This window comes from Eubacterium multiforme, assembly GCF_030813415.1.
In the GTDB taxonomy this organism is placed as follows: domain Bacteria; phylum Bacillota; class Clostridia; order Clostridiales; family Clostridiaceae; genus Clostridium; species Clostridium multiforme.
In genome coordinates, this window is sequence record NZ_JAUSUF010000003.1 from 130,229 (window position 1) to 143,092 (window position 12,864).

General features: G+C 26.5%; 9 protein-coding genes. 7 read left to right on the plus strand and 2 right to left on the minus strand.

The annotated features are described in order from the left end of the window. Positions 1-92: 92 nt before the first annotated feature. Genes J2S18_RS06815 through J2S18_RS06825 form a run of 3 tightly spaced genes read left to right on the plus strand, consistent with a single transcriptional unit; the run spans position 93 to position 4,244 of the window. Positions 93-1,757: a glycoside hydrolase family 13 protein gene (locus J2S18_RS06815; protein ID WP_307484933.1), complete on the plus strand. Its 1,665-nt coding sequence runs from the start codon at positions 93-95 to the stop codon at positions 1,755-1,757. Positions 1,758-1,780: 23 nt separating this feature from the next. After that, positions 1,781-3,445, plus strand: a complete 1,665-nt coding sequence (locus tag J2S18_RS06820; protein ID WP_307484936.1) for a PTS transporter subunit IIBC — start codon at positions 1,781-1,783, stop codon at positions 3,443-3,445. Positions 3,446-3,449: 4 nt separating this feature from the next. After that, positions 3,450-4,244, plus strand: a complete 795-nt coding sequence (locus tag J2S18_RS06825; RefSeq protein ID WP_307484938.1) for an endonuclease/exonuclease/phosphatase family protein — start codon at positions 3,450-3,452, stop codon at positions 4,242-4,244. A gap of 136 nt (positions 4,245-4,380) precedes the next feature. Here the strand turns inward: J2S18_RS06825 and J2S18_RS06830 are convergent, their stop codons facing one another. Continuing rightward, positions 4,381-4,851, minus strand: coding sequence for a hypothetical protein (locus J2S18_RS06830; protein WP_307484941.1), 471 nt, complete (start codon positions 4,849-4,851; stop codon positions 4,381-4,383). Between the two features lie 154 nt (positions 4,852-5,005). Between J2S18_RS06830 and J2S18_RS06835 the strand changes: the two genes are divergently transcribed. Together J2S18_RS06835 and J2S18_RS06840 are read left to right on the plus strand one after the other, a co-directional pair. Next, positions 5,006-7,516, plus strand: a complete 2,511-nt coding sequence (locus J2S18_RS06835) for an ABC transporter permease (protein WP_307484943.1) — start codon at positions 5,006-5,008, stop codon at positions 7,514-7,516. A gap of 13 nt (positions 7,517-7,529) precedes the next feature. After that, the gene (locus J2S18_RS06840; RefSeq protein WP_307484944.1) at positions 7,530-8,216 is read left to right on the plus strand and encodes an ABC transporter ATP-binding protein; all 687 of its coding nucleotides are present in this window, start codon (positions 7,530-7,532) and stop codon (positions 8,214-8,216) included. A 211-nt stretch (positions 8,217-8,427) separates the two neighbouring features. Here J2S18_RS06840 and pyk read toward each other — a convergent pair whose 3' ends face one another. Continuing rightward, positions 8,428-9,837 (minus strand): pyruvate kinase, encoded by a 1,410-nt coding sequence (gene pyk / locus J2S18_RS06845; RefSeq protein ID WP_307484945.1) that lies wholly within the window; start codon positions 9,835-9,837, stop codon positions 8,428-8,430. 206 nt (positions 9,838-10,043) lie between these two features. Between pyk and J2S18_RS06850 the strand changes: the two genes are divergently transcribed. Beyond that, positions 10,044-10,811, plus strand: a complete 768-nt coding sequence (locus J2S18_RS06850) for an ABC transporter ATP-binding protein (RefSeq protein WP_307484947.1) — start codon at positions 10,044-10,046, stop codon at positions 10,809-10,811. After that, positions 10,801-12,783: an ABC transporter permease gene (locus tag J2S18_RS06855; RefSeq protein WP_307484950.1), complete on the plus strand. Its 1,983-nt coding sequence runs from the start codon at positions 10,801-10,803 to the stop codon at positions 12,781-12,783. The genes J2S18_RS06850 and J2S18_RS06855 overlap by 11 nt, the downstream gene beginning before the upstream one ends. Positions 12,784-12,864 lie beyond the last annotated feature (81 nt).

Genomic DNA, 12,864 nt, shown 5'->3' on the forward strand with positions numbered 1-12,864 from the left:
TAATATAGTTGTTAAATAGCAGCTATAAAAATTTTTGTATTTTGGGCAAACGTTTGCCTGAAATCTTTAAATAGAAAAGGTGATAGATTTATATGAAGAAAAAATGGTGGAAAGAATTAATTGGTTATCAGATATATACTAAAAGTTTTAAAGATTCTAATGGAGATGGAATTGGAGATATTAAAGGGATAATATCTAAGCTAGATTATTTAAAAGATTTAGGAATAGATGTTATATGGGTTTGTCCAATGTACAAATCACCAAATGATGATAATGGATATGACATAAGTGATTATGAAGAAATACTTAATGAGTTTGGAAGTATGGAAGATTTTAATGAATTACTTAAAGAAGTTCATAATAGAGGAATGAAGCTTATTATTGATTTAGTTATAAATCATACAAGTGATGAACATAAGTGGTTTAAAGAGTCAAAATCTTCTAGGGATAATGAAAAAAGTGATTGGTATATTTGGAGAGATGGTAAAGATAAAAAAGAACCAAATAACTGGGAAAGTATTTTTAAAGGATCAGCTTGGGAATATTGTGAGGATAGAAAGCAATATTATATGCATTTATTTACTAAGAAGCAGCCAGATTTAAATTGGGAAAATGAAAATATGAGAAAAGAAATATATAAAATGATTAATTGGTGGCTTGATAAAGGAATAGATGGATTTAGAGTAGATGCTATAAGTCATATAAAAAAGGAAGATGGACTTAAGGATATGGAAAATCCAAAAGATTTAAAATATGTATCTTCCTTTGATAAGCATATGAATGTAGAAGGAATACAAAAATATTTAAAAGAGCTAAAAGAAGAAACCTTTGATAAGTACAATATAATGACTGTTGGAGAAGCTAATGGAGTAAATTCAGATGAAGCTGAAGAATGGGTTAGTGAAGATAAAGGTAAATTTAATATGATATTCCAGTTCGAGCATTTACATCTATGGGATTATGATGAAAATGAAGGCTTTAACATTAAAAAGTATAAAGATGTATTAACTAGATGGCAAAAGGATTTAGATGGTAATGGATGGAATGCATTATTTATTGAAAACCATGATATACCAAGATGCACTTCAACTTGTGGAGATGATGGAAAATATTTAAAAGAATCAGCAAAGGCTTTTGCAGCAACATATTTTCTTCAGCAAGGAACACCTTTTATATATCAAGGTCAAGAAATAGGAATGACTAATGTAAAATTTGAAACTATAGAAGAATATCAAGATATAAAGTGTATAAATAATTATAATGAAAAAATTAAAGAGGGAGTTTCAAAGGAAAAAGCCATGAAGGAGGTATGGGCAACTTCAAGGGATAATGCACGTACTCCAATGCAGTGGAATTCAAGTGAAAATGCAGGGTTTACAGAAGGAAATCCATGGATAAAGGTAAATGATAATTATAAATATATAAATGTAGAAATGGAAGAGAAGGATAAGGATTCAGTTCTTAATTTTTATAAAAATCTTATATCCCTTAGAAAATCAAGTGAAACATTAATATATGGAAGTTATGATTTAATATTAGAAGAGGATGAGAAGATTTATGCTTACATAAGAACTTTAGGAAAAGAAAAATATATTATAATAAGTAATTTAGCAAAAGAAGAAGCTAAGTATAGTTACCAAAAAGAGAAACTTAGTAGTAAAAACTTAATTTTAAGTAATTATAAGGTTGAAGACCACAAAGATATAACAGAATTTACTTTAAAACCTTATGAATGCAGAATATATAAAAGTTTCTAATAAATATTTGGAGGTATAATGGGATGAAGAAATTTAGGATTGGATCATTTGATTTTTGGCAAAAATTTGGTAAGGCTTTATTGGTAGTTGTTGCAGTTATGCCAGCTGCCGGCCTTATGATTTCAATAGGAAAACTTATAGGAATATATGTAGATGTAGATTTTGTAAAAACTATTGCAAGAGTTATGGAGGATATAGGTTGGGCAATAATTGGTAATCTTAATTTACTATTTGCAGTAGCAATTGGTGGTTCTTGGGCAAAGGAACGTGCTGGAGGAGCATTTGCAGGGGCTTTAGCATTTGTACTTACTAATAGAATAACAGGAGTAATATTTGGAGTAACAGCAGAAATGCTAAGTAAAACTTCAACTGCTACAGTTCATTCACTTACTGGACAAACACTTTTAGCTAAGGATTACTTTATATCAGTTCTTGGAGCACCAGCATTAAATATGGGTGTATTTATTGGTATTATTTCAGGATTTTTAGGAGCAGCTTTATATAATAAGTATTATAATTTTAATAAGTTACCAAATGCATTAGCATTTTTCAATGGTAAACGTTTTGTACCTTTTGTAGTTATAATAGGTTCAACAATTACTGCAATAATATTAGCTATTATATGGCCATTTATACAATATGGATTAAATTCTTTTGGTCAATGGATTGCAACATCTAAAGATTCAGCACCAGTAATAGCACCATTTTTATATGGAACATTAGAACGTTTATTATTACCATTTGGATTACACCATATGTTAACTGTACCTATAAACTATACAGAACTTGGTGGAGTATATCACGTACTTACAGGACCTACAGCAGGTTCAGTAGTTGCAGGACAAGATCCATTATGGCTTGCATGGATTACTGATTTAAATAATTTAAAACAAGCTGGAGATATGGCACAATACAACCACTTATTAGCAACTGTTACACCAGCACGTTTTAAAGCAGGACAAGTAATTTTATCAAGTGCATCTCTTATTGGGATTGCCTTTGCAATGTATAGAAATGTTGACCCAGACAAAAAGAAAAAGTACAAATCAGTATTTTTCTCAGCTGCAATTGCAGTATTTTTAACTGGAGTAACAGAACCTTTAGAATTTATGTTTATGTTTATATCACCAATTTTATATGGAGTATATGCTGTTATAACAGGTATAGGTTTTGCATTAGCAGATTTACTTAATTTAAGAGTACATGCCTTTGGATTTATTGAATTACTTACTCGTTCACCATTACTAGTAAATGCAGGTTTAACTGGAGATTTAATAAACTTTGTTATAGTTGCGATAATATTCTTCTTTGTAAACTTTGGAGTATTTACTTTCTTAATAAAGAAATTCAATATAGCAACTCCAGGACGTGCAGGAAATTACATAGATAGTGAAGATAGTAATGATAATGGAAATACTGAAAGCAGTAAAAATAATAATGCCTCAAATGATAAAATTGCAGAAAGAGCAATTGAATTATTAGGAGGAAAAGATAATATAGCAGATGTAGATGCTTGTATGACTCGTCTTCGTGTTACTGTTAAAGACTTAAGTTTAGTTGGAGATGAAAAGGCATGGAGAGAAAATGGAGCTCTTGGATTAATAGTGAAGGATAAAGGGGTACAAGCTGTTTATGGACCAAAGGCTGATATATTAAAGTCTAATGTTCAAGATATTTTAGGAGTTTAGAAAAATGAAATTACTTACATTAAACTGTCATTCATGGCAAGAGGATAATCAATTAGATAAAATAAAATATTTAGCAAAAACTATAGTAAAAAATAATTATGATGTAATAGCACTACAGGAAGTTAGTCAGAGTATAGACTCAAAAATAGTATTTGATAATATAAAGGAAGACAATTATGCTTTAGTTTTAATTAATGAAATAAAAAATCTTGGTGGATTTAATTATAACTTTTCATGGGACTTTTCTCATATAGGATATGGGAAATATGAAGAGGGATTAGCAATACTTTCAAAACATGAAATTATAAATAAGGAAAGTTTCTTTATTTCAAAAAGTAAGGATATAAATTTTTGGAAAACAAGAAAGATAGTAAAGGGAACAATAAAATACAACAATGAAAATATAGATATTTATTCCTGTCACCTAGGTTGGTGGAATGATAAAGAGGAAGATTTTATTTATCAAGGAAAAAATTTATATAAGAAAATATGTGAAAGTAATAATTTAGCCTTTGTTATGGGAGATTTTAACAATGATGCTTTAGTAAGAAATGAAGGATATGATTTTATAAAGGATATGGGTCTTTATGATACCTATAATTTAGCTGCTAAAAAGGGATCAGAATACACAGTTACAGAAAAAATTGATGGCTGGGAAGAAAACAAAGAAAAGATGAGATTAGATATAATTTTTACAAATAAGTTATTAGATGTTTCAAGGAGTTCAGTTATATTTAATGGAGTTAATGAAGCCATTGTATCAGATCATTATGGAGTAGAAATAATAGTAGAGCATTAAAGTAATTTGCATAATAATATTAATTAAAGTGGATAAGTTAATTTAAACTGCTTCATGCCAAATAGGGTAGGAAGCAGTTTAGTTTTTGTCTACTTTAATTTTGCATAAATTTATTGTATATAATATTATAAAAATTTTAAATTATTTCTAAAAGGATAAGATAATCTCCTATAAAATAGCCATTAACTCTTTTATTTAAATATGGATTTAAGTCATTCATATTAAATTTATCTGCTATATAAATTTTTGTATCATTAACAAAATAATTTATTTTACTTCCTTTATTATTACTATTTCTTTTAGCTTCTAATGTACCATTAATTATTTTATATCTATATGAAGATTTTTCTGCTTTTCTTAAATTAAAAAATTCCTTAATAGAATCAAAAAATAAAAATAAAGCTACAAGTATACACATTAAAACCATCATATTAAAAATGCCAGTTCCTAAAACTTTATTTATAAATAGTCCAAAGCAAAAAATTAAAATTGCAATGTATAAACAACTATTTAGTATACTTTTATGTTTTCTATTATTTATATATTCATCAATAATTTTTTTTATATTTTGGGGAGATCTTGTATCTTTTTTAGTTAAAATAACCATAGAATATCCTCCTTAAATTTATATAAAAATTATATCATAAAATAATAAAGCTATATTTTAAAATAACTAATAAATACATCAACTATGTTTTATATGTGGTATTATAAATAAAAGAAATAAAAATAAAATGGTTTATGTTTGGGGTGAGAAAATATTGAGAATATTGTTTACATATTTATTTAAAAATATATGGGAAAAGAAATTAAGAAGTATATTAATATTACTTGCAGTTGCAATAACTACTGCAATGACCTTTGCATCCTTTGGAACTTCAGATAACTTTAAGGAAATGGTAACTAATAAAAATAAAGCAGAGTTTGGGAATGCAAATATAATAATAACTCCAAAGGAAAGTTCTAATGATCCTTTTATAGATAAGAAAGTATTAAATAAAAATTTTAAAGATAATGAAAAGGTTTATATATATAATGGAGTTGGTCTATTTAAAGATAAGGGTAAGTCATTAAAGGTTAATATATTAGCAGTTGATAGTATAAAAAATCTTCAAAGTATAAACCCCATTGATTTTTATGAAAAAGATAAAAATGAAGATAATATAAGTAAAAATAAAGTTATAGTTTCAGAAAAATTTATTAAAGATTTCAATTTGAAAAAGGGAAATGATTTTAAAGTAAAAAGTGAAGGAAAAAATTTAAAATTAAAAATAGAAGAGGTGTCCCTTCCATCAGGTTTTTTTACAGAGAAACCAGGAGAAATTACAATTGTAATGAGTAATAGTGGGTTATCTAAAATGTTAGATAGGAAAGAGCTATTAACTTCAGCATTAATTAAAACAAATAAAAGTGTAAAGGACTTAAGGAAAGGTAATTTAAAAGATTATTTAATAAAAGAAACTTTAAGTAAAGATTCATTAGATAATATGGTTAAACAATTTACAATACCATTTTACGTAATGCTTTCAGTTGTAATATTAATGGCTGCATTTATAATTTACTCATCCTTTAAGGTTACTATAATAGAAAGAATGGGAGTTATAGGAACCTTTAGAAGTGTTGGAGCAACTAAGTTAGAAACAGATTTTCTTATAGTACTTGAAAGTTTAATATATGGAGTAATTGGATGTTTAATTGGAACAGGACTTGGATTCCCAATATTATATTTACTATCTGATAGTGCTAATCAATTTAAGGATTTTGGAATAAACACAACAGTAAATTTTGACTTGAAAAATTTAATAATGGCATACTGCATATCACTAGCATTATGTTTAGTAAGTTCTCTTATTCCAATATTAAGTGTTTCAAAGTTTTCTGTAAAAGAAATAATATTAGGAGAGTATTCAGTAAGTAATAAGGAACATCCTCTATTATGGATTATTGGATTTATACTTATAATTTGGCCATTTATTTATATAAATAAATTTGAGAATACTGGAAGTTTTTTAATAAGTATTGGCTGTGCTTTTTCAGTATTAATTGGAATGGTTATGATTATACCTATAATATTTAAAGTTTTATCAAAAGTATTACAGGGTGTTTATAAATTACTATTTGGAAATGTTGGAGTTTTAGCTTTAAAAAATATTTCTACTTCAAAAAACTTAATGAATAATGGTGTTTTAATATGTACCGCTTTAGCTGCAGTTACTGCTATATATGTAGCTTCATATAGTGTAAAGAGTTTAATAACAAATTCTTATTCTGGAGAAGATTATGAAGTTTCTATATCAGGTCTTTCAAAAACTAATTATGAAAATATTTTAAGTGAATTAAAAGATCTAAAGGGAAAAGAAGTTAAAAGCTATGAGAAAATATATAGTGAACATAACGTGGAAATTAAAGGTAATAAAACTCATATAGGAGTGCTTAAAGGGTTTAATCCTAAAAAATATAATGAGTACTTTAGCGGTGAAAAAATATTTAATAGTAATTCAGATTCTAATAAGGAAATTTTGAATAAGTTAAGTGATGGGAAATATATCATTTTAGCTGATATATATAATAAAAAATATAAATTTAAAAGTGGTGACAAAATAAATATTATAATTGATGGTAAAAGTTATGAATACAAGATAGTTGGATTTTTAGCATCTCCAATAAGTGCTAATAAAAGAAATTGTTTAATTAGTGAAAAAAACTTTAAGAAAGATTTTAATAGAAGGGTTCCAAATGAGATTTTAGTTAAAGGAAATAAAATTTCACAATCTGCACTAGATAAAAAATTAAAGAAAAAACTTGAAGATTACGGTGTAGCAATAAAAACAAAAAAACAATTAGAAGATACAGAACTTAAAAATAATGGAGGACTTATGAGTTCTTTAGAAAGTTTTTCAATAATGGCATTAGTGATAGGTTCTCTTGGAATAATGAACAACTTAATGGTAAGCTTTATGCAAAGGAAAAAGGAACTTGCAGTATTAGCATCAGTTGGAATGAGTAAATTACAAAGAAACGGTATGATATTTATTGAAGGAATGACAATAGGGATTTTTGGTAGCATACTTGGAGTTATTACAGGGGTAGCTATATGTAGATTTGTGCCAGAGATAACCTTATCTTTAGATAGTTATTTAAAAATAATAATTCCATATAAGGAGCTTATAGGTTTATGCTTATTTGGAATTATACTTATGCTTTTTGCATCCCTTGCCCCAGTATTTAAAGCTTCAAAAATATCAGTAGTTAAAGAAATAAAGTATGAGTAAAAGGGTGAAGTTTATGGAGAGGATAATTGAAACTAAAAATTTGTGTAAAAGTTTTAAAGTTGGCAATGAAAAAATTGATATATTAAAAAATATAAATTTAGAGGTAAAAAAAGGTGAATTCGTATCAATAATGGGCCCTTCTGGATGTGGGAAGAGTACATTATTATATTTACTTGGAGGATTAGATTCTCCAAGTAGTGGAGAAGTGCTTTTAAATGGTAAAAATCTTAATAAGCTTAATGATAGAGAAATGAGTAAACTTAGAAGAAAGGATTTTGGGTTTGTATTTCAATTTTATAATTTAGTTCAAAATCTTACTGTTGAAGATAATATTCTTCTTCCAATAGCATTAGATGGTGGAAGGTTAAAGGATCATAAAAAGGATTTGGACGAAATTTTAGATATAATAGAATTATCTAATAAAAGAAAAGTAACTCCAAGGGAACTTTCAGGTGGACAGCAACAAAGGGTTGCAATAGCTAGAGCTTTAATAAATAAACCAGAAATAATTTTGGCAGATGAACCTATAGGAAATTTAGATTCAAAAACAGGAACTGAAATAATGAAATTATTTCAAAGAATAAATGTGGAAAGAGGAATGTCTATAGTAAATGTTACTCACTCAAAGGAATCAGCAGATTATGGAACCCATATTATTCTTTTAAAAGATGGTGAAGTAGTTTCTAAGGAATTAGTATAAGTTTATATATTTTTTCTCAAGTTACAATTACAGAAATTAAAATTTTGGCTATATTTTAAAATAGTGCTGATTTTAGATATAAATTTAAGATTACATTAATAAGCAATTAGAGTTTTATTATTTTTAAATATATAATAGAAACTCTTTGCAAAATTAAGGAAGTCTTAAAGGTTGTCTAAAATCAACACTTAACTAAAATATAGCTTTAATTTTAAATATTAACAATTTCTAAAGTATCACTTTTCCAAGCAAATGTTTTATCTGCTGTAAGAACTAAAATAGTATCATATTTTTTTGCAAAACCTTTATTTAATGCTAGGTTTCTAGCCTCTTCCATAAAGGTTTCTTTACTTTCAAAATCAGTATATACAAAAGGAATTACCCCAAATTCAAGTCCAAAACTTCTAGCAACATTTTTATTGTTTGTTACAGCTATAATAGGGGCCTTTGGTCTATATTTTGAAATATATTTTGGAAGTCTTCCATCAACTGTACCAATAATAATAGCTTTTATAGGAAACTTATTTGATATTTCAGCAACAGAAGAGGCCATTAAATTATCATAGTCTGAAATGTTATTAGAGAAGGGTTTAATGTATTTAGCAAAGTTCATGTGGTTTTCACTGTCACATAAAATTTTCCTAAGAGTTGTTAATGTTTCCAATGGGTAATCTCCAATGGCTGTAGTACGAGTTAACATTATTGCATCAGCTCCATCTAAAGCTGCATTAAATACATCACTAGATTCTGCCCTTGTAGGTCTTGGAAAATAAGCCATTGAACTTAAAACTTGAGTTGATACTATAGAAACTTTATTTCTTATATTGCATTTTTTAATTATTTCCTTTTGTATAAAAGGAATCCTTTCTACAGGCATATCAATACCAAGTTCCCCTCTTGAAATAATTACTCCATAGGAGCCATCTAAAATGGAATCTATATTAGTAACACTGTCACTATTTTCTATTTCACAAATAAGCTTAGTTTTATTGTTTCCATATTCAAGAATTTTATCTCTATATGCTAGTGCATCAGTGCCATTTTCAACACAGGAAGCAGAAATAAAATCTAATGATATATTACAGGCAAATTCTATATCATTTTCTATTCTTTTATATATTGATGAAGGATGTTTAAAGTTAGGAATATTTAATTGTTTATAGGCTGAAATAGTTCCTCCATCAATAACAGTACATTTAATTTCCCTACCTATTATTTCAGTAACTTTAAAGGACATTAATCCATTTTCAATATATAGTTTATCGTCAATTTTTAAGTTTTCATGAAGATAAGAAGTAGTAATAGAACATCTAGTATTATCTCCTAATATTTCACTGCCACATAAAAATGAAAATTCATCACCACTTTTAAGGAAAGCACTTCCATTTATAAATTCATTAGTTCTAATTTTGCAATCTCTTATATCTCCTAGTATAGCTGTAGATGTATTTAATTCTTCATCTAACTCTCTTATAGAGGATACTAACTTTTCTATTTCATCATAAGAATGATGATAAAAGTTTATTCTTGCTACATTCATTCCTTCCTTAATAAGTCTTTTTAATTTATTTTTATCTTTAATAGAAGGACCTATAGTAACTATCATTTTTGTCTTTTGCATCATTACCACCTCTTCATATATGTTTATATATCTATTTTATATCAAAAGATGCATACTATAAATATAATAAAAAAATATAATTTAGGATTAATAAAAATCCAATCTTACAAAAGTGTAAGATTAATGAAAAGTAATTCAATATGATGAAAGAAATTAACATAGTAGAATAAACACATAAGATAAGTAATTGTTAGGAGGAAATTTTAATGAACAATATATTAGAAGTTAAAAATATAGAAAAGTATTATGGAAATAAGGACAATGTAACAAAGGCTATTGATGGAATAAGCTTTGATGTAAAAAAGGGGGAGTTCGTAGGAATAATGGGGGCTTCAGGAAGTGGTAAAACAACCCTTTTAAATTGTATTTCTACAATAGATAATGTAACAACAGGAGAAATTATTTTAGAAGGTGAAGATGAAACAAAATTAAAAGGAAAGAAATTAGAAAAGTTTAGAAGAGATAAATTAGGATTTATATTTCAAGACTATAATCTTTTAGATACCCTAACTGTTTATGAAAATATAGCATTAGCTTTAACAATACAAGATAGAAAAGCTAAGGAAGTAGATAAATTAGTTAAGGAAATAGCAAAAAAACTTGGAATTTATGAAATACTAAATAAATATCCATATCAAGTATCAGGAGGTCAAAAACAAAGAGTTGCCTCTGCAAGGGCTATAGTTACAAATCCATCTTTAGTTTTAGCAGATGAACCAACAGGTGCTTTAGATTCTAAATCAGCAAGACAACTTTTAGAAAGTTTTGAAAAAATAAATAAAGAGTTAGAGGCTACTATATTAATGGTAACTCACGATCCATTTACAGCTAGCTATGCAGATAGAATTTTATTTATAAAAGACGGAAGAATATTTAATGAAGTTTTAAAGGGAAATGATTCTAGAAAAGATTTCTTCAACAAAATAATTGAAGTTGTAACTCTTCTAGGAGGTGAAACAAACGATGTATTCTAATATAGCATTAAATAATGTTAGAAAGAGTTTTAAGGATTATACAATCTATTTCTTAACTTTAACTTTTGCAGTTGCAATATTTTATAGTTTTAATACTCTTGGTGATCAAAATTCAATGGTAGCTATAAATGCAAGCACAAAAGATTATATGAAAACACTATCACAAATTATGGGTATAATATCTATTTTTGTTTCTGTTATTTTATGTGGATTAATACTTTATGCAAATAATTTCTTAATAAAAAGAAGAAAAAAAGAACTTGGAATTTATATGTACCTTGGTATGAGTAAAGGGAAAATTTCAAAGATATTAGTTTTTGAAGAACTTATTATTGGTATATTTTCATTAATTGCAGGATTAATTTTAGGAATTATTTTATCTCAAGGTTTATCATTAATTACAGCAAAATTATTTGAAGTAAGTCTTGATAAATACAAATTTATAGTATCAATGGATTCAGTTATAAAAACAGCAGTTTATTTTGGAGTAATATTCTTACTTGTAATGATATTTAATACAATAGTTATTTCAAGATATAAGTTAATAGATCTTTTAACTGCTCATAAGAAAAATGAAAAAATAAAAATAAAAAATCCTATAATTTCAGGAGTTATATTTTTAATTTCCATTGGAATGATAGGATATGCATATTACTTAGTACTTAAAACAGGATTGGACTTTGCAAGCTTAGAGCTTAAAATATCAATAGCCCTTGGAATTGTTGGAACAATATTATTTTTCTATGGATTAACTAGCTTTTTAATTTTAATAATTCAAAAAAATAAAAAAATATATTTAAGAAAACTTAATATATTTACATTAAGACAAATGAATAGCAAAATAAATACAAACTTTATTTCAATGGCAGTTATATGTTTAATGTTATTTTTAACAATAAGTATACTTTCAGTTGGTGTAAGTTTTAAAAGACAAAATATAGATAGTACAACACCCTTTGATGCCACAGTTACAATGTATGCAGAGAAAAATGGTAAAACTTTAGAGAATGTTTTAAAAGAAAATAAATTTAATCTTCCTAAAAGTGATAAGGAAGGTTATGTAACAGTATATAAATTAAAAAATACAACAAAAGATACTTTATATAAATATGGAGATACAAAGGTTAGAAATAATGTAGATAAGGGATTTAATTCTAGCTTATCTGCTGTAAGTATTTCAGATTACAATAAGGTAAGAAAATTAAAGGGAGAAAAACCTCTAAATTTAAAGGATAATGAAGTGGCAATTCAATGTAACATGTCTATATTAAAGCCAACTCTTGAAAAACTTATAAAAGAAAGTGGAAAAATAAAAATTGATGGAAAAGAGTATAAGATTTATGATGAAAAAATTATAGATAAATCATTACAAACATCGCCAGTTTCAGGAGATTTTGAGTTTATCGTTCCAGATGATTTAATAAAGGGATTAGCTCCAGAACAATATATTTTAAATATCAATTATGGAAATGATAAAAAAGCATCAGAAGATTATATTACAAACTTCTTTAAAAATAAGATTAAAAAAACAAAAGATGGATTTTTAATGTTAGCAACTAAAAATGAAGTAATGGAATCAATGAAGGGAACAACAGTAATGATACTTTATGTTGTACTTTACCTTGGAATAATTTTCTTAATATCAAGTGCAGCAGTACTTGCACTTCAACAATTATCAGAAGCTAGTGATAGTGCAGACAGATATAATTCATTAAGAAGAATAGGTGCTCCAAACAGTATGATTAATAAATCAATATTTATTCAAACCTTAGCATACTTTATGTTACCACTTGTTTTGGGAATAGTTCATTCAATTGTTGGAATTTGTGTAGCTAGTGATTTTATAGAACTATTTGGAAGAGGAAGTATAGTAGAATCTTCATTAATAACTATGGGAGCAATAATTATTATATATGGTGGATATTTTGTTACAACATATATAAGTTATAAGAATATAGTGAAAAAAATATAAAATAATTATAAAAAATAGTAAGCTTGACAGAAAGTTAAGCTTATTATTTTGTTTTATAGTATATAATAATTTAAAAGGGAG

Bases quoted from the DNA above. Each gene is read 5' to 3' on its own strand.
- J2S18_RS06815 (WP_307484933.1), top strand. From the start codon at position 93: ATGAAGAAAAAATGGTGGAAAGAATTAATTGGTTATCAGATATATACT.
- J2S18_RS06820 (WP_307484936.1), top strand. From the start codon at position 1,781: ATGAAGAAATTTAGGATTGGATCATTTGATTTTTGGCAAAAATTTGGT.
- J2S18_RS06825 (WP_307484938.1), top strand. From the start codon at position 3,450: ATGAAATTACTTACATTAAACTGTCATTCATGGCAAGAGGATAATCAA.
- J2S18_RS06830 (WP_307484941.1), bottom strand. From the start codon at position 4,851: ATGGTTATTTTAACTAAAAAAGATACAAGATCTCCCCAAAATATAAAA.
- J2S18_RS06840 (WP_307484944.1), top strand. From the start codon at position 7,530: ATGGAGAGGATAATTGAAACTAAAAATTTGTGTAAAAGTTTTAAAGTT.
- pyk (WP_307484945.1), bottom strand. From the start codon at position 9,837: ATGCAAAAGACAAAAATGATAGTTACTATAGGTCCTTCTATTAAAGAT.
- J2S18_RS06850 (WP_307484947.1), top strand. From the start codon at position 10,044: ATGAACAATATATTAGAAGTTAAAAATATAGAAAAGTATTATGGAAAT.
- J2S18_RS06855 (WP_307484950.1), top strand. From the start codon at position 10,801: ATGTATTCTAATATAGCATTAAATAATGTTAGAAAGAGTTTTAAGGAT.